Source organism: Cobetia sp. 29-18-1 (assembly GCF_029846405.1).
In the GTDB taxonomy this organism is placed as follows: Bacteria; Pseudomonadota; Gammaproteobacteria; order Pseudomonadales; family Halomonadaceae; genus Cobetia; species Cobetia amphilecti.
On record NZ_JARWKS010000015.1, the window covers coordinates 1 to 22,922 of the forward strand.

Genomic DNA, 22,922 nt, shown 5'->3' on the forward strand with positions numbered 1-22,922 from the left:
TCCCCGGCAGCGGATGCGTACTTTACGCACGAACCGCCGTGAGGGCAAGGGCTTTCTTGAGAGAATCTCGCCGCGGTGATGTCAGGCGCTCACAACGCGTTCGGCCCCACCATGTCTGGTGGGGCCGAACGGGAGGCGACATACGCCAGCGTCTTCTCAATACCTTTCAGAATCCCTCAGCACCTCAGCGCGTCACGGTCACTCTCGCGTAGCGCTTCTTGCCCGCCTGGATGACGATGGCGGTATCGAAAGGTGCCATATAGGAAGGCTCGACCACTTCGCCATCCACTTTCACGCGACCATTCTTGAGCATGTCCTTGGCCTGGGCACTATTGTTGGCCAGGCCCGCGCGATTGATGACCGCCGCGATCGGCGCCACCTCGGCGCCCTCCAGGCTGACGGTGACATCCGGCATGTCCGCCGGCAGCTCGCCGTCGGCCAGCTGATTGCCGCTGGAAAGGTGTGCCGTCGCCGCCGCTTCTTCATCGTGGAAGCGTGCCACCAGCTCGCGCGCCAGCTCCATCTTGATATCACGCGGGTTGGCACCGTCATCGATGCTGGCCATCAGCGCCTTCACTTCATCGAGAGGACGCAGCGACAGCAGCTCGAAGTAACGCCACATCAGCGAATCCGGCATGGAGACGATCTTGTTGAACATCTCGCCCGGGCGGTCGTTGATGCCGATGTAGTTGCCCAGCGACTTGGACATCTTCTGCACACCATCCAGGCCCTCGAGGATCGGCATGGTGATCACGACCTGCGGCTCCTGGCCGCGCTGGCGCTGCAGCTCACGCCCCATCAGCAGATTGAACTTCTGGTCGGTGCCGCCAAGCTCGATGTCCGCTTCCAGTGCCACGGAGTCATACCCCTGGATCAGCGGGTAGAGAAACTCATGGATGGAGATCGGCTGATTGCCGTTATAGCGCTTGTCGAAATCGTCACGCTCGAGCATGCGCGCGACCGTGCTGGAGGCCGCCAGCTCGATCATGTCACCCGCGGAGAGCTTGTTGATCCATTCGGAGTTGAAGGCGATGCGCGTCTTCTCCTTGTCGAGGATCTTGAAGACCTGCTCCTGATACGTCAGGGCGTTGGCCTTCACGTCCTCTTCGGTCAGCGGCTTGCGCGTCACGCTCTTGCCGGTGGGGTCGCCGATGCGGCCGGTGAAATCACCGATCAGGAAGATGATCTCGTGACCGAGGTCCTGCAGCTGGCGCAGCTTGTTGATCAGCACCGTATGACCGAGGTGCAGGTCCGGCGCCGTCGGATCAAAGCCTGCCTTGACCTTGAGCTTGCGCCCGGACTCGAGCTTCTTGATCAGCTCTTCCTCGACCAGCACCTCATCGGTACCGCGCTTGATGATCTCCAGCGCTTCCACTACTGACTTGTCGCTCATCCTGCCCTCTCTGACCGTTGCTGCTCCCCTCGTAACGGGGCATGTTGGCCCAGAATGTTAGCATGACGAGCATGGCATGCACCCCCTGCCGCAGAGCGGCGTGCTCACAAGCTTCACGCCCCTGTTGCACGCCCCCAATGATCGGGAGACCCCCAATGGCGCTCTACCTTGGCTTGATGACCGGCACCAGCCTGGACGGACTCGATATCGCCTTGCTCGATATCACCCCCTCCTCGCCAGACCACGAACGGATTCGCTTCATTGATGGGCTCGACCTGCCACTGCCCGAGACACTGCGGACTCGGCTCTGGCAGCTGATGCATTGCGATGAGGCATGCTTCGCCGATCTCGCCGCCGCCGAGCAGGCGTTGGCCGAACTGGCCGCCAGCGCGGTGACGCGCTTGCTGACCCGCCAGCAACTGAGTGCAGACGATATCGCGGCCATTGGCAGCCATGGCCAGACCATCGAGCATCGCCCCTACGGTTTCAGCGACCGGCCATGCCACACGCCCTACACCCTGCAGCTCGACAACCCCAGTCTGCTGGCCGAGCTGTGCGGCATTTCCGTCGTCGCTGACTTCCGGCGCCGTGACCTGGCCGCCGGCGGTCAGGCGGCCCCGCTGGCGCCCGCCTTCCACGCTGCTCTTTTCAGTCAGCCAGACCAATGGCATGGGCTGCTCAACCTGGGCGGCATCGCCAATCTGACGTTACTTCCCCCTCAGAACTCCACGGCTGACGTCATCGGCTTCGATACCGGCCCCGCCAACTGCCTACTGGACGCCTGGCATGCGCGCCATCGTGGCACCGCGGTGGATCAGGACGGCCAATGGGCCGCCAGCGGCAAGGTGATCCCTGACTTGCTCGAGAGATTGCTGTCGGCCGATTACTTCCGCCGACCACTTCCCAAGAGCACTGGCCGCGAAGACTTCCATCTCGACTGGTTGGCACAGCACCTGACCGGCGACGAGGCACCGGCCGACGTGCAGGCCACGCTCCTGAGCCTGACTGTCGAGAGCATCGTGCGGGCACTGGAGCAGACCGGCGTGTCACTGGCTGCGCTGACTCCCTGCGGTGGTGGGGCACGCAATGGCGCCCTGCTCACTCAGCTGGAGCAACGCCTGGCGCAAGGCGAGCAAGCGACGCCCCTCGTGTCCTGCGCTGACATGGGCTGGAACGCAGACCTGCTCGAAGCCAGCGCCTTTGCCTGGCTCGCGGCGCGCAGAGTACTGGAGCGCCCCGGCAACCTGCCCAGCGTGACCGGCGCGAACGGCCCGAGAGTGCTGGGCGGCCTCTACGCTCGCTGATCCTCATCGGATACGAAAAAGCCGCCCTCTTCCTCAGAAGAAGGGCGGCTCTTGATTGGCCGATCTCTACGCCAACATCACCGACACGCCTCAGTCGTCATCCCCTTGCAGCGAGAAGCGACTGGCGGCATTCAGGACATCCAGCTGGGCTTCCTGGGCGCTGTCGGAATCACCGAACTTGATCATCAGGCGCAGGTCATTGGCGGAATCGGCATGCGCCAATGCCACTTCCTCGGTGATCAAGCCCTGCTGATGCAAGGCGTACAGCGATTGATCGAAGGTCATCATGCCCTGCTGCTGCGAGCGCTTCATGACGTCCTTGATCTCGACCACCGCGCCCTTGCGGATCAGGTCGACGATCAGCGGCGAACGCAGCATCACCTCTATGGCCGGCACGCGCTGGGTGGTGTTGCCACTCTTGTGAGGCAACAGCTGCTGGGCCACGATGCCCTTGAGGTTCAGCGACAGATCCATCCACACCTGTTCATGACGCTCCTCCGGGAAGAAGTGGATGATGCGGTCCAGCGCCTGGTTGGCATTGTTGGCATGCAACGTCGCAAGACACAGGTGACCGGTCTCGGCGAATGTCAGCGCGTGCTCCATGGTCTCACGCGAGCGGATCTCGCCGATCATGATCACGTCCGGCGCCTGACGCAGCGTATTGCGCAGCGCCACCTCGAAGGACTCGGTATCGATCCCCACTTCACGCTGCGTCACGATGGAGCGCTGGTGAGGGTGGATATACTCGATCGGGTCTTCGATGCAGATGATGTGCCCGCTCGAGGTCTGGTTGCGGTGCTGGATCATCGCCGCCAGCGAGGTCGACTTGCCGGCGCCGGTGCCGCCGACGAAGATCACCAGACCACGCTTGGTCTCGGAAAGCCCCTTGATGATCTCCGGCAGCCGCAACTCTTCCAGGCTGGGAATCGACAGCTGGATGCGGCGAATCACCATGCCCATCTGGCTGCGCTGGTAGAACGCGCTGATCCTGAAGCGCCCGACTCCCGGCAAGCTATGCGCGAAGTTGGCCTCGCGTTCTTCCTCGAAGCGCTCGCGCTGCATGTCACTCATCGGTGCGAGCACCAGCTCTCTCACCTGATCGACACTCAGCTTCTTGTCACCCAGCGCCACCATGCGGCCATTGACCTTCATCTGCGGCGGTGTGCCGGTGGAGATGAACAGGTCCGAGCTGCCCTTGCTGACCATCAACTGCAGAAGTTCATGCAGCCATTCATGAGGAGTCATGAGTTGTATCCCGATATGCGCCTTGAGAGTCGCGCCCAAGGCCTCGCGCTGAAATGCCGTCCCATGAACCTGGAAAGTTGACGTGTTCCGGCCCCTGCCCCACCTACCTGCAACGTGATTGTCGGTACTCCTGGCGAATTCAGCTCAACAAGCCCTTGGCTTTCGCCTGAGCATCTTCATTGGTCACCAGCCCTTCCGCCAACAGACGCGTCAGCGCTGCATCCAGTGTCTGCATGCCCAGGGCGCCACCGGTCTGGATGGAGGAATACATCTGCGCCACCTTGTCCTCGCGGATCAGGTTACGAATGGCAGGCGTCGCGATCATGATCTCGTGAGCCGCCACTCGGCCACCGCCGATCTTCTTGAGCAGTGTCTGGGCGATGACGCCCTGCAGGGACTCGGACAGCATCGAGCGCACCATCGACTTCTCCTCGCCGGGGAAGACGTCGATGATACGGTCGACGGTCTTGGTCGCGGAGGTGGTGTGCAGGGTGCCGAATACCAGGTGGCCCGTCTCGGCCGCGGTCAGCGCCAGGCGGATGGTCTCGAGATCTCGCAGCTCGCCGACCAGAATGACATCCGGGTCTTCACGCAGCGCCGAACGCAGCGCGGGCGCGAAGCCGTGGGTATCACGGTGCACTTCACGCTGGTTGACCAGACACCGCTTGGACTGGTGCACGAATTCCACCGGGTCCTCGATGGTGAGGATGTGGTCGTACTTGTTCTCGTTGATGTAATCGACCATCGCCGCCAGCGTGGTGGATTTACCGGAGCCGGTCGGCCCGGTGACAAGAATCAGGCCGCGCGGCAGCATGCACATCTTGCGGAAGGCTTCACCGAGCCCCAGATCCTCCATCGTCAGCACTTCCGAGGGGATGGTACGGAAGACGGCCCCCGCGCCACGCCCCTGATGGAAGGCGTTGACACGAAAGCGCGAGACACCCGGCACCTCGAAGGAGAAATCGGTCTCGAGGAATTCCTCGAAGTCACGGCGCTGCTTGTCGTTCATGATCTCGTAGATCAGCGCGCGCACCTGCTTGTCATCCATTGACGGCACGTTGATGCGCCGCACATCACCGTCGACACGAATCATCGGTGGCAAACCAGCGGACAGGTGAAGATCCGACGCGTTCTGTTTTGCCGAAAAAGCCAGCAGTTCGGTAATATCCATGCAGTTCCCTCGCGAAGACCGAAGCTCTTGTACCAACGAGTCTTGTGTACTCTGGTGAAAGTGTGAAGTGGCTCTTCAGTAGATAGTGCGATGGGCACCATGTCACCAGGCCTGTCACGCTCATGCTGTTGATGACACGCCTGATACCGTGCCAGCCATCGCCAGGTTGTTCCGCAAATTCTGGAGCCGAGCCGCATGACCGCAGTCCCCGACGACGAAGCTTGTGTTACCCAGTGTATCCTAGAGGCCCGCGCGCGGCTGGAAAAGGCATTGCAGACAAGTAAACGCAACGCTGATTCGGCGCAAGTGCTGGCCGTCAGCAAGACCAAACCCGCCACGCTGGTGCGCGCAGCCTGGCAATCCGGCCAGCGGGCCTTCGGCGAGAACTATCTGCAGGAAGCGCTGGACAAGCAGCAGGCGCTGTCGGACCTCACCGATATCGAATGGCATTTCATCGGCCCCATCCAGTCCAACAAGACGCGCGCCATTGCCGAGCACTTCGCCTGGGTGCATACCGTGGAACGCGAGAAGATCGCACGCCGCCTGAGCGAGCAGCGCCCCGGTGAACTGGGCGCGCTCGATGTCTGCTTGCAGGTCAACATCTCCGGCGAAGCCTCCAAGGCTGGCGTGGCACCGCAGGAACTGCTGGCGCTGGCCGAGACGGTGATCGCGCTGCCCGGACTGCGTCTGCGCGGCCTGATGGCGATTCCGGCCCCCTGCGCCGCCGATGCCAGTGAGACCGAGCGCCGTGCGCCCTTCCGCCAGCTGCGCGAGCTGCTGGAACAACTGCAGACGCGCTTCCCCGCCGCCAGCTACCCGCAGGCCCGGCTCGATACGCTCTCGATGGGCATGAGCGCGGATCTTGAGGCCGCCGTCGCCGAAGGTGCGACACTGGTACGCCTCGGCACTGCCATCTTCGGCGCACGTGACTATTCCCACGTCCACTGAGTCCAACGCTCGCTGATGCAAGCCCAACGCTCACGCAAGGCTCTCGAGCTTGCCGCCAGCCCTCCCACTGAATGATCAGGAGCACCGCATGACGCACCAGAGCACCGCTACACCGCGCACCATCGCCTTCATCGGCGCCGGCAACATGGCCAGCGCCATCTTCGGCGGCATGGTCGATGCCGGCTATCCCGCGGACCGCATCATCGCCACGGCTCGCTCGCGCGAGACACTCGATGCCCTCAAGCAGCGCTACGGCGTGAGCACGACCCAGGACAATGCCTACGCCGTCTCGCAAGCCGATGTGGTGGTGCTGGGCGTCAAGCCGCAGATGATGCATGACGTCTGCCAGGCGCTGACCCCTGCGGTGCAGAACCGCAAGCCGCTGATCGTCTCGGTCGCGGCCGGCATCACCTGCGACAGCCTCGAGCGCTGGCTGGGCGGCGACCTCGCCATCATCCGCTGCATGCCCAACACGCCGTCACTGGTCGGTGTCGGTGCCAGCGGCCTCTATGCCACCGCCCAGGTGACGGAGGAGCAACGCGGCTTGATGGATGAGATGCTGACTGCGGTCGGTATCGTCGAGTGGGTCGAGGAAGAAGGTCTGCTGGAAGCCGTCACCGGCATTTCCGGCTCCGGCCCGGCCTACTTCTTCCTGTTCATCGAGTCACTCGAAGCGGCAGGCATCGAGCTGGGGCTGAACGCCGAGACCGCGCGCCGCCTGGCGATCCAGACCGCCCGCGGTGCCGCCGAGATGGCCTTCTCCAGCGAGCATGAGCCTGCCGAGCTGCGCCGCCGCGTGTGCTCGCCGAATGGCACCACGGAGCGCGCCGTCAACAGCTTCGAGGAGGATGGCCTGCGCGATATCGTCGAGCGCGCCGCCAAGGCCTCCAGCGTGCGCGCCGCCGAGCTTGCCCGCGAGCTGGATCGCTGACAGCCTCTGCCCCACTGACAACTCCTGCAGGCCGCTGGCAGCCCGGGTCACAACAGGCCATCATGCGCTGTTCATCTGTTGTTGGCATGCTAGCGGCATGACGCGTGCACTATCGCGCGCCCACTTCTCACCGTCTTAAGGAAAGCCCCATGGGTGCTATGGGTAATATCGGACTTCAGCTGGTCACCATCCTGCTGCAACTGTTTGTCTACATCCTGATGCTGCGCTTCCTGCTGCAGCTGTCCCGCGCGGACTTCTACAACCCGGTCACCCAGTCAGTGGTCAAGGCGACCAACCCGCTGGTGGCCCCGCTGCAGGGCATCCTGCGCCCGCTGGGTCGCTTCGACATCGCCACCCTGGCCGCGGCCTTCATCGTCGTCAGTCTGGTACTGGTCGCGATCGGCGCCCTGTTCGGTGGCGGCATGCTGCCGGTCGGTTTCATCGCGTTGACGGCGCTGGGCACCATTCTCGACAGCATCATCAACATCTACTTCTTCGCCCTGATCGCGATGATCATCCTGTCGTGGGTCGCACCGCAGGCCAACCACCCGGGCGCCATCCTGGTCCACCAGCTGGTCGATCCGATCATGAAGCCGGTGCGCAAGGTGATTCCGTCGATCGGCATGCTCGATCTGTCCCCGATCTTCGTGTTCATCGCGCTCAACCTGGTCGGCAGCCTGATCAACCAGACCCTGCCGTCACTGGGCATGCTGCGCAGCGCCTTCAGTTAAGCCGGCGCTCCGCCAGCAAGGTTGGCTCGCACGCGCCCAGCGCACCGGCCGACGAGATCAGCGCCCGCCACGGACTCCTGTGGCGGGCGCTCTTGCATCGCGTCTCACTGGATCACGCGTGCGCACGCTGTGCTAGAGTGAGCCCTCGGCCGAAGCCAGAACCACGGTGCACGAGACGCCCACAAGGCGCATCACCGCGGCTTCGCGCCCCGGACACGGGCCTTGCCCCGAACACTCTGCTGGACATGATGCTGGAAACCTTCACCACGATGCCTGATTCCCTGCCCCCGGATTCGGTCGGTCTCGTCACGCCTCAGACTGCCCACTTCAATACCCCGCTGGAGCTGGCCTGCGGCAGACGCCTCGAGCAGTACTCGCTGGTCTACGAGACCTACGGCGAGCTGAACGCGGACGCCAGCAACGCCATCCTGATCTGTCATGCCCTCACCGGCCACCATCATGCGGCCGGCTATCACGCCATGAGCGACCGCAAGCCTGGCTGGTGGGACGACTACATCGGCCCCGGCAAGCCCATTGATACCTCGCGCTTCTTCGTCATCGCGCTGAACAACATCGGCGGCTGCCACGGCAGCACCGGCCCGACCTCGATCAACCCGGAGACGGGCGAGCAATGGGGGCCTGACTTCCCATTGGTGACCGTGCCGGACTGGGTCGAGAGCCAGAAGCGCCTCGCCGAGTCTCTCGGCATCACCCGCTTCGCGGCAGTGGTCGGTGGCTCGCTGGGTGGCATGCAGGCGCTGCAGTGGGTGATGGACCACCCTGATCGCGTCGGTCATGTCGCCATCATCGCCTGCACGCCGAAACTCTCGGCGCAGAACATCGCCTTCAATGAAGTCGCGCGTCAGGCGATTCGCTCTGACCCGGAATTCCATGACGGCTGGTACTCGCGTGTCGATGCCGTGCCCAAGCGCGGCCTCAAGCTGGCGCGCATGGTCGGTCACATCACCTATCTTTCCGAGCATTCGATGGGCACCAAGTTCGGGCGTGATCTGCGTCAGGACCGCCTCAACTTCGGTTACGACGTCGACTTCCAGGTCGAGAGCTATCTGCGCCATCAGGGCGACACCTTCTCCACCGCCTTCGATGCCAATACCTACCTGCTGATGACCAAGGCGCTCGACTACTTCGATCCTGCCGCCACGGCAGGCGATGACCTGTCCGCGGCCATGGCGCCGATCAGCTGCCCGGTACTGGTGGTCAGCTTCACCACCGACTGGCGCTTCGCGCCGTCACGCTCTCGCGAGCTGGTCAATGCCATGATCCATGCCGGCAAGTCGGTCAGCTACGCCAACATCGACTCGCCGCACGGCCATGATGCCTTCCTGCTGCCGGGCGAACGCTACGAGACGGTGCTGGGCAACTTCCTGATTCGCGCTTACGACCACGCCTGTGGCGCGCCAGCCACGCAAAAGCCGAGCACCCAGGAGACCAGCCATGCGTAACGACCTCGCCCAGATTCATGACTGGATTCCCGAAGGCGCGCGCGTGCTGGACCTCGCCTGCGGTGACGGCACCCTGCTGGCCTCCCTCAAGGAGACCAAGCAGGTCTTCGGCTATGGCCTGGAGATCGACCCCGACAACATCAGTGCCTGTGTCGCCCGTGGCGTGAACGTCATCGAGCAGAATGTCGATGACGGCCTGGCCAACTTCGCCGACGACACCTTCGATCGCGTGGTGATGTCCCAGGCATTGCAGGTACTGCGTCGCCCGGACCGTGCGCTGGAGGAGATGATGCGTGTCTCGCGTGAGGCCATCATCACCTTCCCCAACTTCGCCTACTGGCGTCACCGCCTGCACCTGGGCATGAAGGGCCGCATGCCAGTCTCCAAATCGCTGCCTCACGCCTGGTACGACACGCCGAACATCCACCTGTCGACCTTCGCGGACTTCGAGCGCCTGTGTCGCGCCCAGGGCCTCAAGATCATCGACCGCGCGGTCGGCAACGGCGATCACGAGTCACACCCGGCGGCGACCTGGTGGCCGAATCTGTTCGGGGAAGTGGCCATCTTCCGCGTCTGTCGCGACAACTGCCCGCCCGACCAGCGCTGAGTTCAGGCACCCTACAGCAGTCGCCACAGACCAAGCGCCAGGCACCGCAAGAAAACGGCCGACAGGACACTCCTGTCGGCCGTTTCGCGTCATGACGCCAGCAATTCTTCCGCGCCGCGATAGCGCTGCGCTATCCGGGCCATGCACAGACAGTCGCAACTAAAGTCTATATACTTTCGGGGTAAACGCAGCTGAGGATCACGGCTCGCACTTCCGGTGAGGTGCGCCGGCATCCCGAGGAGAGAGTGCATGAACTTCCATACCCGCAAGTGGGTCAAGCCTGAAGATCTCAACCCCAACGGCACCCTGTTCGGTGGACGCCTGCTGGCCTGGATCGATGAAGAAGCGGCCATCTACGCCATCGTCCAGCTGGGCACCTCGCGCGTGGTCACCAAGTTCATGTCGGAGATCAATTTCGTCTCCAGCGCGCGTCAGGGCGACATCATCGAGCTGGGTATCACCGCCAGCGCCTTCGGTCGCACCTCGATCTCGCTGTGCGTCGAGATCCGCAACAAGATCACCCGCGAGCGTATCCTGACCATCGACCGCATCGTGCTGGTCAGCGTCGATGCCGACTTCAAGCCGGTGCCCCACGGCCGCACGCGCATCACCTATATCGAAGACCGCTTCCGGGAGCAGGCCGGCAGCAACGATAGCCATAACGACAGTCACAACGACGAGACGCCGCAGAAGGCACCACGTCGTCGTGCCGACAGCGCGTCGGATCTCAAGAACGCCTGATCGCGGCGCTCTTCAGGTCGCGCCTCGCAGGTCGCGCCACGCAGGTCGCACCAACGAAAAAGGCACCTCCGAGAGGTGCCTTTTTTCATGCCGGCAATTCAGGCCGCAGTTGTGTTGCTGATGCCTAGAACCTGACTGACTTCCAGGCGCTGCCTGGCCGCTAGCTGACGGTCGTCTGCATCGTCTCACGCAGGCCTTCACAGGCATCCGCGACTGGCGCCGTCGCCGGCGTGAACCACACCAGATCATAGGCCGGCGCCGCACCGGCGCTTTCGGGCAGATAATCGGTGAGATGTGTCAGCGGCTGGCCCGCGTCATCCCAGGCCACCGGCATCAGCGCCACGGACAGCGTGCTGCCGTCCAGCCAACGCGGCACGCCGATATCGCGACGGGCATGACCGGAGCCACACACCAGCAGGCTGGTGGCGCCATCGGCCGCCAGGCCCTCCAGGCGTTCTGCCATCTGCTGATCACGCGCCAGCTGCGCACGCAGCATCGCATCCAGGCGCTCTGCGCCCAGCAGGCCGCAATGGCCTTCATCCAGTGCCTCACGCTGCAGACGCAGTACCGCTTCCGGCAGCGCCAACGGCGACTGTCCCGGTGCCATGCTGGCCTCCAGCTGTGCCGCCGACAGGCTGGCAGAGGCCAGTGGCGCGCCACTGTCCAGCGCTCCGCGCAGCAGGGGGGCGTAGTCGGTAAAGGGCCAGCGCGCATTCCAGGCCAGCAACTGCTGAAGCTCGTCATCCGGCAATCCGGCGACCGCAAGCGAGGTGCGGTTGGCCAGCGACAAGGCGGCATCCTGGGTCGTGTCCAGCATCTCCAGCGCCACACCGCCCAGCTGACGCCGCGCGACCAGCGCATCGATCAACCAGCGTTCCAGCTGGTGATGGTCCGGATTGTCGTGATGCTCGCCCAGCAGCACCATCGAGTGCGCCTGACTCCAATCGACCAGCGCCGCTGGCGACAGACGACGATTGCCCTCCGCGACCAGAATGCTGCCCAGCAACGGGTGGGATGCCTTGGGGTCATGCCAGGCCGGCAGCGGTGGCAACGGTCCGTTGGCCGGCTGAGCGGCCTGTGCGAGCGGGCTGCTCAGTGCCGTACCCAGCACGGAAAGCCCGCCCGCCGAGGCGACCATGCCAGCCAGCAACTGGCGACGGCTCACCCCGGCCGCACGCTCAGGCGTCTCGGATTCGTTGCTGGAGCGGAAGCTGGAAGTGATCGAGCGGCGAAATAGCGACATGAAGATGACCCGGCATGGAAGGAAGCGGCAAGACACGGTAAAAGACCACAAGAGAGCGTGCCAACGCTGCCATGATACCCGATGCGAGCCCCCTCATGTCCGAAAGGCCACCAACACTCCCCCAAGGGCCCTCATCCAGGCTGTGCTTGAGACTGCCGCTGCCACCACTGCCCGTCGGCCGCAGCATGACACTGACACTCGATGATGGCCGTCCGGCCTTGCTGGTGATGCAACCCGACGGCCCGCGCGCCTTCCTCGACCGCTGCCCGCACCAGGGCAGCCGAATGCTGACCGAGGACGAGACTGGCGATCCCTACATGGACGCGACCGGCGGCTTGATCCTCTGCCACCGCCATCAGGCCTGTTTCGAACCGCATCACGGCACCTGCATCAGCGGGCCCTGCGTCGGCCAACGCTTGACCGCGCTGGACGTTGAGCTGGTGCACAACGACACCTCACCAGCACAGCTGCTGCTGTGGGAGGCCGCAGGCAGCGGTGGAGAAATGATAGAGAGATGATAGAGAGATGATGGAGAGATTATAGAGAGATGATGGAGAGATTATAGAGAGAGACGAGCGCTGACTGACAGGCTGAGCGCCCGCGACCTGATCAGCCAGCAAAGCGCGCGTCATGCAGTGGCAGCGCGCGTGTCAGGCCCAGTCTTGCTCGCCACAGCGGCTGACCCGCATCTGAAAGAGACTCCTCGAGCGTGATCTGCATGCCCAGCGCCACTACCTCGACACCGGCGGCCTGCGCCCGGGCAAAGGCCTGCGCGTAGGCCGGGTCGAGATGCGCCGCCGGTGCGACATCCTCGATCCCGTCATGGGCGACGCAGAACACCAGCACGCAGCGGTGGCCTGCTGCGACCAGCGCCGCGAGGCTGGCCAGATGGCGCTGCGCACGCGTACTCACCGAGTCCGGGAAATAGCCGTGACCGTCGGCTTCACGCAGCGTCAGTTGCTTGACCTCCAGATAGATCGAGGCCGCGCCCTCCTTCTTCGGCCACATCTGGAAATCGAGCCGTGAGCACTCCGGGATGTCATTGCCCGGCAGCAGGACCTCGACACGCGACTCGCGCTTGAGGCGCGCAAAGTCGGCGAGCCCCATGTCGTGCAGCACGCTGACGCTTGCCTGCTGCAGCGCCGCCTCGACATGGGCATTGGCACGTCCGGTATGCACCGCCACCAAGGCCTCACGCCGGCCGTCAGCGCCGGGCGGATCCAGGGGCAGGCGAATCAGCTCCCAGGTCCAGGCGAGCTTGCGCTTGGGGTTGTCGGACGGCGACAGCCATACCTCACAGCCTTCAACGCACACCGCGCGCATCGAGCCGGTATTCGGGCAATGCGCCGTCACCACTTCACCGGCCCGCTCACCCTCGAGCAGCTCTACCTCGGCGAAGAAGCGCTTGTAGCGCCGGATCAGACGACCACGATACAGCCCCTCAAGCACCATCAAGCCGACACTCCCGCCTGAGTGGCACGCCGCTCAAGGAAGCGCTCCATGCGGGCCAGGGCCTCGCGCAGACGCGCCTCATCGGCGGTGAAGGCGATACGCACATGGCGACGCCCTTCAGCCAGCGCGAAGTCCGTGCCCGGCGTGATGGCGACATTCTCTTCTTCCAGCAGTGCGCGGCAGAAGGCCTCGCTGTCATCACTCAGATGCGAGATATCCAGCCAGACGTAGAAGGCGCCCTGCGGCGGCACCGACGGCGCCAGCCCCAGGCGTTCGAGCCCGGCCAGCAGCACGCCACGGCGGGCTTCCAGCACCTGCCGACGACGCTCGAGCTCTGCTTCGCATTCCGGCGTGAAGGCCGCCAGCGCCGCATGCTGGGCAGGCGTCGAGGCAGCCAGGAAGACATTCTGCGCCAGGCGTGACAATGGCTCGACCGCCGCTTCCGGCGCCACCAGCCAGCCCAGCCGCCAGCCCGTCATGCCGAAGTATTTCGAGAAGCTGTTGATGACGAAGGCATCGGGGCACTCCGCCAGTGCGGTGTGCGCAGGCACGCCATAGGTCAGTCCCTGATAGATCTCATCCACCAGCAGGTGCGCATCACGCGTCTGGCACAGCTCGCCCAGCGCCTTCAATTCCTCGGGCGACAGCACGTGTCCGGTGGGATTGGAGGGCGATGCCACCATCACGGCCCGCGTGTTCTCGCGCCAGAAATCATCGGCAAGTTCGGCGGTCAGCTGCCAGCCACTCTCGGCATTGACGGGCACCACATCCAGCTGGGCATCCACCAGGCCCATGAAGTGGCGATTGCAGGGGTAGGTCGGGTCGGCCATCAACACGCTGTCGCCACGTTCGGCGCACAGCAATGTGGCCAGCAGCAAGGCACCGGAGGCGCCGGGCGTGATGATGATACGGGAGGGCGACACCGTGACGCCGTGGCGGCGCTGATAGTCTGCCGCGATGGCCTCGCGCAGGGCCGGCAGGCCGCAGGCAGGGGTGTAGCGCGTCTGACCGGCCGCCAGCGCCGCCTGCCCGGCGGCGATCACCGGCGCGGGGGTCGGGAAGTCGGGCTCACCCACTTCCAGATGAATGACGTCATGGCCCGCGGCCTCGCGTGCCTGGGCGGCTTCCAGCAGCGTCATCACGCGAAAGGCAGCGACGGATTCAAGACGGCGGGCAAACGGCATGACAACACTCCTCAGGATGGGAGCTTCATTCTAGGCGCCTGCCAAGGCCCATTCCCAGCCCCTTCGTGCAGGAAAATCGGTGTTTGCCGGTACACGCCGGACCACTGCCCGCTACAAACTATCGTCGGAGATCGGTTGCAAACTTGTCATTTTTACGCTAAATAAGCTGATCTTCTCGCGAGGGCAGCAGTCAGGACAGCCCCCTCGCCGTGGCCAAGGAGGCAGTGCAACAGACTGTCGACGGCCCAAGTCACCTTGCGGAATGAGGCGGTCCCATGCCCTTAGCTGAAACCAAGCCGGAAGCGCTTAAGAAATTCACCCCGTATGAGCCGGCAGCGGGTGAAGAGTACATGAACGAGAAGCAGCTAGCGCACTTCCGTCAGATCCTGCTGGACTGGAAACAGGAGCTGATGGAAGAGGTCGATCGCACCGTGCGTCACTTGCAGGAAGATGCCAACAACTACGCGGACCCTGCAGACCGTGCCACTCAGGAAGAAGGCTTCAGCCTCGAACTGAGAACACGTGATCGCGAGCGCAAGCTGCTGAAGAAGATCAACGAGACCATCGAGAACATCGATGAAGACGACTACGGCTTCTGCGAAGCCTGCGGCGTCGAGATCGGCATTCGTCGTCTGGAAGCACGTCCGACCGCTACCCAGTGTGTCGACTGCAAGACGCTGGCCGAGTTGAAGGAAAAGCAGCTGGGCCGCTAAGCCCTGCTGTCGATGAAGCGACGTCAGGCCGTCGCCCTCATCCCCCATACGGGCACCCTCCTCGGAGCGGTGCCCGTATGCGTTCAGGCCCTGCTGCCTGCGAATTCCCCACCACGAAGGATGACGGAGCCCACATGCCTACCGCCTACCGTGGCCGCTTTGCCCCTACCCCTTCCGGCCCGCTGCATGCGGGCTCACTGCTGGCCGCCGTCGCCAGCTATCTCGATGCCCGCTATCACGGCGGCGAGTGGCTGGTGCGTATCGAGGATATCGACCCGCCGCGCTGCCCCGCCGGGAGCGCTGATACCATCCTGCGCCAGCTGGATGCCTTCGGCCTGCAGCGCGATGGCGAGCTCCGCTATCAGAGCCAGCGTCACGCCGCCTACGCCGAGGCACTCGTGCAACTCAAGGCCAGTGGTATCGCCTACCCGTGTGACTGCTCGCGCAAGCAGTGGCGCGAGCACGCCATCTACCCCGGCTGGTGCCGAGAGCGAGCCGAACCTCCCACGGGCGAGCATGCCTGGCGGCTGGATGTGCGTGCGGCAGAGCGCTTCGGCGGCGCCCGGGCCATCGCTGGCTGGCAGGACCGCCTGCAGGGCGCGGTCCAGCTGGATCTCGCCGCACTCGGCGATGTGGTGCTCAAGCGACGCGATGGCCTGTGGGCCTATCAGCTGGCCGTGGTGGTGGATGACGCCGAGCAGGGCATCACCGATGTCGTGCGCGGGCTGGATCTGCTCGACAACAGCCCCTGGCAACGTCTGCTGCAGGCCGCGCTCGACCTGCCGATGCCCCGCCTGACGCACCTGCCGCTGATCACCGCCGACAATGGCCAGAAACTCTCCAAGCAGAATCTGGCGCCGGCCCTGCCGGAAGACGCCAGCGCGATTCGAACACTGCTGCACCATACCCTGACGCTGCTCGGTCAGGCGCCGCCACCCGAACTGGCGACCGCCAGCCCCGCTGAACAACTCGCCCACGCCACTCCTCGCTGGTCACTCGCGGCGGTCGGCACCGCGCCGTCACTCAGTGCGGCCACTGCTCCAATGGCAAGGACCTCTGAGGGAAGCTGAGACCAGGCACGCCATGCACTCGGGACGCCTGACAACAGCCACGATTGTCGGATTGCCTCCCCTGTGGGAACAGGACAGACTCGAACGACAGTCATTCCCTCATGCACACCCTCAGGCGAGCGACATCACCCCATGGCCCGGATTCTGATCGTCGAAAAGGAAGGTGCTTCGCGCAACACGCTGCAGCATCTGCTGGAGCGCGAGGGTCACGACGTGGTGCAGGCCAGCGGCCTGGAGGATGCCCGTCTGCAGCACCCTGCCGACTTCGCGCTGGTGATCTGCGACAGCGAACTGGCCGGAGAGCATGCCGACCCGATCCTGCGCGCCAGCCAGCCAACTCCCGTGCTGCTGCTGGCCGACAACCCCAGCCTGCACGCCGCCATCGGCTGTCTGAAGGCGGGGGCAGCCGACTATCTGCCCAAGCCGTTCGATCAGCAGGCCTTCGCGCGCAGCGTGCGAGATGCGCTGTCGCTGCCACGCCAGGGGGCGCCGAGCGCCGCGCCCCCTCCTCCCCAGGCGCATGCTGGCACAGCCAACAAGCCGGTGGAGATGATTGGCCATTGTCGCGCCATGCAACAGGTCTATAACCGCATCCGCAAGGTTGCGCCTGCCGATGTCACCGTGCTGGTGCTCGGTGAGTCCGGCACCGGCAAGGAGCTGGTCGCACGCGCCATTCACCGTCAGAGCGAACGCCATCAGGCGCCGCTGATCTGCGTCAACTGCGCCGCCATTCCCGAGACGTTGATCGAGTCCGAGCTGTTCGGCCATGAAAAAGGCGCCTTCACCGGCGCCACCAGCTCGCGCACCGGTCTGATCGAAGCCGCCGACGGCGGCACGCTGTTTCTGGATGAGATCGGCGAACTGCCACTGGATGCCCAGGCGCGCCTGCTGCGAGTGCTGCAGGAGGGCGAGATTCGCCGCGTAGGGGCGATCGAGACACGCTACGTCGACATCCGCCTCATCGCCGCGACCCATCGCAACCTGCATCAGCTCTCGGCCAGCGGCGAGTTCCGCCTTGATCTCTACTACCGCTTGAACGTGATGGAGATCGACCTGCCGCCCCTGCGTGAGCGCGGCGATGACGTGCTGGAACTGGCCGAGCACCTGCTGGCCGGCATCGCCCGCAAGCATGGTCGGGACGGCATGCGACTCTCTCAGCGGGCGCGACAGGAAATCCATCACTACGCCTGGCCCGGCAATGTCCGTGAGCTGGAAAACGCCCTCGAGCGGGGCGTCATCCTGGCGGAGCGCCGCATCATCGCCCCGGAAGACCTCGGCCTGCGCACGCCCTCAGGGCAGCCGCTTCAGGCAGCGCCCGCCGCAACGGCAGACCCGGTGCCCCCATCCACTGCTCAGGCGCCGAAGACAGCGGGCAAAGGGGCGGCGAAAGGAGCAATGAAAGGGTCGATGAAAGGCACAGTGAAAGGCGCCGCCAGGGACGCAAGTCCCGAGACGGCCTCAGCGCCTGTGACAGGTCAGCCCACGGCCGGCCAACAGGACACGGGCCAGCCACCGCCTGCGGACACCCCACGCAGCGGCCTCTCGGTGGTCGGCGACGCCGGTGAGGAGGAAGACCTCTCGCTGGAGGACTACTTCCAGCACTTCGTACTCGAGCATCAGGACCACATGAGCGAGACCGAGCTCGCACGCCGCCTCGGCATCAGCCGCAAGAACCTCTGGGAGCGACGTCAGCGCCTGGGCATACCACGTCGCAAGGGCCGCCGCAGCTCTCCCGCAAACTGACGTCGGCGCAATGAAGCTGGAGCACTGACGCTGGCGCACAGAAGTCACTGCGCTGAAGTCACTGCGCTGAAGTCACTGCGCTGAAGTCACTGCGCTGAAGTCACTGCACCATGCAGGTGCCCTCCCGAGCGAGCAACCCGCCTGCGGCGCCACCTTGCCTGCCACAGATCCCCGCATCATCGAGGGCATCGCTAGACTTTAGTGTCGAAAGACTCGCAAAAAACCCAGCTCAATCATTAGCTTGCAAGGCACTTCGTTAGACCTTCGCACCAATTGTTACCATCGACCCCAAATCATGACCCCATCCAGCGCACCAATGGCCACGTCAGGTAACACCTCGCACCTCTCTACACCTCACGTCTCAGCGACCTATGTCTAAATGACTGAATTGCTGGTTTTTTTTAAGCTGTGGCACATCCGATGCAATAACACGGTCAAGAAAAAGAACAACCGGAAATACGAAGCGCGCCCAACAACAACAAGAACGCGCAATGCTTCGAAAACCCTCGACACCAACAAGAACAATACCCGTCGAGCGCGTGACATTGATGATGAACCGCATGCCTCACTACATGAGTGGTGACAGGCAAGAGCCAAAACAAGAACAAACGGCCGCAGTTCATCATCCGCCGATCCAACAACAACAAGATATCGGCAGTCCGGAATCTACTGACCAGGACGCGACGAATCCGGCCTCGAGCACCAACAAGAACAACAGGCTCGACCCCGGATCACCCCCGAAACAACAACAACTCGCGGGGGGAGGCTACTCAGCCGTCGGTGAATGGAAGATTGTTTTGAATACGAGATGGTCACCGAACAGACAGCCAGACAACAACAACATGATCTGCAACACGAAGGATCTGTCTGCATTGATTTGTGACTGTGGTGCGTATTCAGGGCGATGCGCCATCACGAAAAAGAACATCCGCTCAAGGATGCGTGTACCCTACCTGCAAGGGAGACCGAGTGATCGGTCTCCCTTTTTCCTTGTCTGAGAGGTGATTTTCGCCTCGTCAGACGCCTTGAAGTGCAGAGTCGGCCCCTGGATGGCAGACCGGCGCTTTGCCAAGGTATCTGCCCTCGGCTACACTGGGCGGCCTGCCACGCACGAGTCGAATCGCTGCATGCTCAAAGGATTTACCCGCTTTCTACAACGCCCCGGTGACCGCTTGAAGACGCTTTTCAATGCAACTGACGCGCCCGCGGCCCCATTGCCCAGCCTGCGTGTGATACCGCGGGATGAGCATCCCGTGTCCCGCCGCCAGCTCAGCGAGAATGCGCTGAAGGTACTCTATCGCCTGCAAAGCGGTGGATATCAGGCCTATCTGGTCGGTGGCTGTATCCGTGATGCCCTGCTCGGACAACGCCCCAAGGACTTCGACGTGGCCACCAACGCCACGCCGGAACAGGTCCGCGAGCTGTTCCGCAATGCCCGCATCATTGGCCGTCGTTTCCGTATCGTGCACGTGCGCTTCGGTCGTGAGGTGATCGAGGTCACCACCTTCCGCGGCAAGCCGGCCGATAGCACGCCCAGCCAGCATACCCAGCAGTCGGAAGACGGCATGCTGCTGCGTGACAACGTCTTCGGCTCCATCGAGGAGGACGCGCTGCGCCGCGACTTCACGATCAATGCCCTCTATTACGACGTGTCCGACTTCACGATCCATGACTGGGCCAATGGTGTACGCGATATCGAAGCGCGCATGATTCGCCTGATCGGTGACCCGGAAACACGCTATCGCGAAGATCCGGTGCGCATGCTGCGTGCCGTCCGCTTCGCCGGCAAGCTGGACTTCGACATCGAGGAGGCCACGGCCGAACCGATGTACGAACTGGCCCCGCTGCTGCTGCAGATTCCGCCGGCGCGCATGTTCGAGGAAGTGCTCAAGCTGTTCATGTCCGGCTATGCACTGGAAACCTTCCATCTCCTGCGTGAGTTTGGTCTATTCCAGATGCTGTTCCCCGAGACGGAAGAGAGCTTCGCGCATTATCACTGGTCCATGCCGCTGATCGAGAAGGCGCTGGCCAGCACGGACGACCGCATCCGCGAAGACAAGCCGGTCACGCCGGCCTTCCTGTATGCCGCCCTGCTGTGGCCGGGCGTCAAGGCGCGTACCGACCAGCTGATCGCCAGTGGCATGCCCGATATTCCGGCAGCCCACCAGGCGGCCCAGCAGGCGATCGCTCGCCAGCTCAACCATACCTCGATCCCGAAGCGCTTCAGCATTCCGATGCGCGAGATCTGGGACATGCAGGCCAAGTTGCCGCGCCGTCGTGGCAAGCGCGCCTTCCAGACCCGCGAGCATCCGCGCTTCCGCGCCGCCTACGACTTCCTGCTGCTGCGCGAATTCGCCGGCGAAGTGAAGCCGGGGCTGGGCAAGTGGTGGACCGACTTCCAGGAAGTCGATGCTCGCACCCAGGTCACGATGATCGAAGGTGTCTCCGATGAAGGCCCCGCCGGCAGCAAGCCGGTCGGCACCAAGCGTCGCGGCAAGCGTCGGCGCAATGGTCGCGGCCAGGGCTGAGCAGTGGCTCGTCTGAGCCACTGCCGTCTCCACGCAGGAACTCCGCATGATTTCGACAGCCTTGATTGGCCTCGGTGCCAATCTTGACGATCCGCGCGCTCAACTGGAGCGCGCGCTTGAGGCTCTCGACCGGCTGCCGCTGACCCGCTGCACGCGACATTCTCGCCTGTATGCCAGCAAGCCGGTCGGCCCGCAGGACCAGCCCGACTTCGTCAATGCCGTCGCCGAGCTATCGACCCGCCTGTCTCCCCTCGCCCTGCTCGATCAACTGCAAGCCCTGGAACAGCAGCATCGCCGCGTGCGGCTGCGTCACTGGGGCCCCCGCACGCTGGATCTGGACCTGCTGCTCTTCAATGACAGCAGGATCTCGACGCCGCGTCTCGTCGTGCCCCATCGCGAAATGCTCAAACGTGGTTTCGTGATGCGTCCGTTGGCTGACCTGCTGGGCCCGCAGCGCCTCAGCGTGCTGGGCGAGGAGAATCTCGAAACACTGGCGTCTCGAGTTGAGGGCGATGACTTGCTCCCCCTCGGACCTCAGGAGTAGAGTTTCGCCATCTTGTTACCGTCGTGCCCACTTTGGCCTGTGCGGTAACACTTTCTGGTAACACCGGCCCGTGTCGCCCGCAGTCCGCCCTCGGCGGCCTTCTCGCGATCGCGGCTGCTCGACGCCACGGGCAGCTGCGTCATACGCGCCGCAACGAGTAAGCGTCCCGATGAAAAACGTCACCCTGAGCACCCTGCGCCGCCTCAAGGCCGATGGTGAGACGTTCAGTTGCCTCACCGCCTACGATGCCACCTTTGCTCATCTTGCCAGCGATGCCGGCATTGAAGTGCTGCTGGTCGGCGACTCTCTCGGTATGGTCCTGCAGGGCCATACCAGCACCCTGCCCGTCACCATCGATGACATCTGCTACCACACCGCCGCCGTGGCACGTGGCAAGCAGGGCAGCCTGCTGATGGCCGACCTGCCCTTCATGAGCAATGCCAGCACCGACATCCTGCTCGATCATGCGGCGCGTCTGATGCGTGCCGGCGCCGAGATGGTCAAGGTCGAAGGCGAAGCCTGGCTGGCCGATGCCGTCACCGCGCTCGTCCAGCGTGGTGTACCGGTCTGCGTGCACATGGGCCTGACACCACAGCACGTGCATGCCTTCGGTGGCTACAAGGTACAGGGTCGCGACGAGGCACGCGCCGAGCAGATCATCGCCGATGCCCGCACGCTGGAAGCCGCGGGTGCCGCGATCATCCTGCTCGAATGCGTGCCGTCCGAGCTGGCCGCGCGCATTCGTGATGCCGTCGAGGTGCCGGTGATCGGCATCGGTGCCGGCGTGGACGTCGATGGCCAGATTCTGGTCATGCACGACATGCTCGACCTGACGCCCGGCCGCAAGCCGCGCTTCGTCAAGAATTTCATGAGCGATGCCGGCAGCGTGCAGGAGGCCTTCGCCGCCTACCACCAGGCGGTCAAGACGCGCAGCTTCCCAACGCCGGAGCACGGCTTCTGATGAAAACCGTCTCCCAGATCAACGCCCTGCGCGAGCAACTCGCCCAGGCGCGCCGCGATGGCCTGCGTATCGCACTGGTGCCGACCATGGGCAACCTGCATGCCGGCCACCTGTCGCTGGTCCGTGAAGCGCGCCGCCACGCCGACATGGTCGTCGCGAGCATCTTCGTCAATCCGCTGCAGTTCGGCCCCGGCGAAGACCTCGACAGCTATCCGCGCACCCTCGAGGCCGACCAGAATGCGCTGGCCGCAGAAGGATGTGACCTGCTGTTCGCCCCTTCGACGGCGGAGCTCTACCCCGCGGGCCGCGACGGACTGTGCAACGTGCAGGTACCGGGCGTTTCCGAAGGCCTGTGCGGCGGCAACCGTCCGGGTCACTTCGATGGCGTCGCCACCGTCGTCAGCATCCTGTTCAATCTGGTACGCCCTGAAGTCGCCTGTTTCGGCGAGAAGGACTTCCAGCAGCTGGCCGTGATCCGCAAGCTCAACCGCGACCTGCACTTCGGCATCGAGATCATCGGTGTGCCCATCGTGCGTGCCGAGGATGGGCTGGCGCTGTCGTCACGCAACGGCTACCTGAGTGAGCAGGAGCGCGCCATCGCGCCGCGTCTCAAGCAGTGCCTCGATGCCCTGAAGGCTCGCCTTGAGCAGGGCGTGGCGCGTGATGTGGCGCTGCGCGAGGCACTGGCCGCCATCAGCGAGAGCGGCTTCAAGCCGGACTACCTCGAGCTGCGCCGCGCGGCTGACCTGGGGGCGGTCGAGGATGACACGCGCGAGGCGGTGATTCTGGTCGCCGCACACCTGGGCCGTACGCGCCTGCTCGATAACCTGAAGGTCGCCTTGCCGGTGGCCTGATGCCTGATTAGACTGCGCCGCCTTGCACCCTGGCGTGGCACTGTCCGCCACACCATACGCGCCATGGCCCTGGTCCCAGGGCCTCGATCTGCGCCC

The 22,922-nt window shown here is 64.1% G+C and carries 22 protein-coding genes; 16 read left to right on the top strand and 6 right to left on the bottom strand.

Annotated elements, in window-relative coordinates:
- Positions 1-184: 184 nt before the first annotated feature.
- Positions 185-1,393, bottom strand: a complete 1,209-nt coding sequence (gene tyrS / locus QD208_RS12140) for a tyrosine--tRNA ligase (RefSeq protein ID WP_279836955.1) — start codon at positions 1,391-1,393, stop codon at positions 185-187.
- A 155-nt stretch (positions 1,394-1,548) separates the two neighbouring features.
- Here tyrS and QD208_RS12145 point away from each other — a divergent pair, with 155 nt between their 5' ends.
- Positions 1,549-2,697 carry an anhydro-N-acetylmuramic acid kinase gene (locus QD208_RS12145; RefSeq protein ID WP_279836956.1) on the top strand — a complete coding sequence of 383 codons (1,149 nt, stop codon included), beginning with the start codon at positions 1,549-1,551 and terminating at the stop codon, positions 2,695-2,697.
- A gap of 90 nt (positions 2,698-2,787) precedes the next feature.
- Here QD208_RS12145 and QD208_RS12150 read toward each other — a convergent pair whose 3' ends face one another.
- Positions 2,788-3,942 (bottom strand): PilT/PilU family type 4a pilus ATPase, encoded by a 1,155-nt coding sequence (locus tag QD208_RS12150; protein WP_043333447.1) that lies wholly within the window; start codon positions 3,940-3,942, stop codon positions 2,788-2,790.
- Positions 3,943-4,081: 139 nt separating this feature from the next.
- Positions 4,082-5,113: a type IV pilus twitching motility protein PilT gene (locus tag QD208_RS12155; protein ID WP_043333445.1), complete on the bottom strand. Its 1,032-nt coding sequence runs from the start codon at positions 5,111-5,113 to the stop codon at positions 4,082-4,084.
- Positions 5,114-5,308: 195 nt separating this feature from the next.
- On the opposite strand from QD208_RS12155, the gene QD208_RS12160 reads away from it, so the two are divergent.
- The 6 genes from QD208_RS12160 (at position 5,309) to QD208_RS12185 (ending at position 10,534) form a co-directional block, all read left to right on the top strand.
- The gene (locus tag QD208_RS12160; RefSeq protein WP_279836957.1) at positions 5,309-6,061 is read left to right on the top strand and encodes a YggS family pyridoxal phosphate-dependent enzyme; all 753 of its coding nucleotides are present in this window, start codon (positions 5,309-5,311) and stop codon (positions 6,059-6,061) included.
- Positions 6,062-6,149: 88 nt separating this feature from the next.
- Entirely contained in the window at positions 6,150-6,992 is an 843-nt protein-coding gene (proC, locus tag QD208_RS12165; RefSeq protein ID WP_279836958.1) for a pyrroline-5-carboxylate reductase, read from the top strand.
- Positions 6,993-7,141: 149 nt separating this feature from the next.
- The gene (locus QD208_RS12170) at positions 7,142-7,723 is read left to right on the top strand and encodes a YggT family protein (protein WP_043333437.1); all 582 of its coding nucleotides are present in this window, start codon (positions 7,142-7,144) and stop codon (positions 7,721-7,723) included.
- Between the two features lie 269 nt (positions 7,724-7,992).
- Complete coding sequence (locus QD208_RS12175; RefSeq protein ID WP_279836959.1) at positions 7,993-9,186, top strand: homoserine O-acetyltransferase; 1,194 nt, start codon at positions 7,993-7,995, stop codon at positions 9,184-9,186.
- The gene (metW, locus tag QD208_RS12180; protein ID WP_279836960.1) at positions 9,179-9,793 is read left to right on the top strand and encodes a methionine biosynthesis protein MetW; all 615 of its coding nucleotides are present in this window, start codon (positions 9,179-9,181) and stop codon (positions 9,791-9,793) included. The genes QD208_RS12175 and metW overlap by 8 nt, the downstream gene beginning before the upstream one ends.
- Before the next feature lie 249 nt (positions 9,794-10,042).
- Positions 10,043-10,534: a hotdog domain-containing protein gene (locus tag QD208_RS12185; protein ID WP_279836961.1), complete on the top strand. Its 492-nt coding sequence runs from the start codon at positions 10,043-10,045 to the stop codon at positions 10,532-10,534.
- Between the two features lie 160 nt (positions 10,535-10,694).
- Here the strand turns inward: QD208_RS12185 and QD208_RS12190 are convergent, their stop codons facing one another.
- The gene (locus QD208_RS12190; protein ID WP_279836962.1) at positions 10,695-11,777 is read right to left on the bottom strand and encodes a ChaN family lipoprotein; all 1,083 of its coding nucleotides are present in this window, start codon (positions 11,775-11,777) and stop codon (positions 10,695-10,697) included.
- 185 nt (positions 11,778-11,962) lie between these two features.
- On the opposite strand from QD208_RS12190, the gene QD208_RS12195 reads away from it, so the two are divergent.
- A complete protein-coding gene (locus tag QD208_RS12195; protein WP_192839093.1) occupies positions 11,963-12,295 on the top strand; it encodes a Rieske 2Fe-2S domain-containing protein in 333 nt (110 codons plus the stop codon).
- A 91-nt stretch (positions 12,296-12,386) separates the two neighbouring features.
- Here QD208_RS12195 and sfsA read toward each other — a convergent pair whose 3' ends face one another.
- Positions 12,387-13,229 (bottom strand): DNA/RNA nuclease SfsA, encoded by an 843-nt coding sequence (gene sfsA / locus QD208_RS12200; RefSeq protein ID WP_279836998.1) that lies wholly within the window; start codon positions 13,227-13,229, stop codon positions 12,387-12,389.
- The gene (locus tag QD208_RS12205) at positions 13,229-14,413 is read right to left on the bottom strand and encodes an aminotransferase class I/II-fold pyridoxal phosphate-dependent enzyme (RefSeq protein WP_054556453.1); all 1,185 of its coding nucleotides are present in this window, start codon (positions 14,411-14,413) and stop codon (positions 13,229-13,231) included. Before QD208_RS12205 ends, sfsA begins: the two co-directional genes overlap by 1 nt.
- 275 nt (positions 14,414-14,688) lie before the next feature.
- On the opposite strand from QD208_RS12205, the gene dksA reads away from it, so the two are divergent.
- The 8 genes from dksA (at position 14,689) to panC (ending at position 22,826) form a co-directional block, all read left to right on the top strand.
- On the top strand, positions 14,689-15,126 hold the full coding sequence (gene dksA / locus QD208_RS12210) for an RNA polymerase-binding protein DksA (protein WP_043333424.1): 438 nt from the start codon (positions 14,689-14,691) through the stop codon (positions 15,124-15,126).
- Between the two features lie 134 nt (positions 15,127-15,260).
- Positions 15,261-16,196, top strand: coding sequence for a tRNA glutamyl-Q(34) synthetase GluQRS (gluQRS, locus tag QD208_RS12215; RefSeq protein ID WP_279836963.1), 936 nt, complete (start codon positions 15,261-15,263; stop codon positions 16,194-16,196).
- A gap of 132 nt (positions 16,197-16,328) precedes the next feature.
- On the top strand, positions 16,329-17,939 hold the full coding sequence (locus QD208_RS12220; protein ID WP_279836964.1) for a sigma 54-interacting transcriptional regulator: 1,611 nt from the start codon (positions 16,329-16,331) through the stop codon (positions 17,937-17,939).
- Positions 17,940-18,430: 491 nt separating this feature from the next.
- On the top strand, positions 18,431-18,937 hold the full coding sequence (locus QD208_RS12225; RefSeq protein ID WP_152965404.1) for a hypothetical protein: 507 nt from the start codon (positions 18,431-18,433) through the stop codon (positions 18,935-18,937).
- A gap of 129 nt (positions 18,938-19,066) precedes the next feature.
- Positions 19,067-20,467 carry a polynucleotide adenylyltransferase PcnB gene (gene pcnB, locus QD208_RS12230; protein ID WP_043333418.1) on the top strand — a complete coding sequence of 467 codons (1,401 nt, stop codon included), beginning with the start codon at positions 19,067-19,069 and terminating at the stop codon, positions 20,465-20,467.
- Positions 20,468-20,513: 46 nt separating this feature from the next.
- On the top strand, positions 20,514-21,011 hold the full coding sequence (gene folK, locus QD208_RS12235; RefSeq protein ID WP_043333416.1) for a 2-amino-4-hydroxy-6-hydroxymethyldihydropteridine diphosphokinase: 498 nt from the start codon (positions 20,514-20,516) through the stop codon (positions 21,009-21,011).
- Positions 21,012-21,180: 169 nt separating this feature from the next.
- The gene (gene panB / locus QD208_RS12240; protein WP_279836965.1) at positions 21,181-21,972 is read left to right on the top strand and encodes a 3-methyl-2-oxobutanoate hydroxymethyltransferase; all 792 of its coding nucleotides are present in this window, start codon (positions 21,181-21,183) and stop codon (positions 21,970-21,972) included.
- Positions 21,972-22,826, top strand: a complete 855-nt coding sequence (panC, locus tag QD208_RS12245) for a pantoate--beta-alanine ligase (protein WP_279836966.1) — start codon at positions 21,972-21,974, stop codon at positions 22,824-22,826. Before panB ends, panC begins: the two co-directional genes overlap by 1 nt.
- The last annotated feature ends 96 nt before the right edge of the window (positions 22,827-22,922 follow it).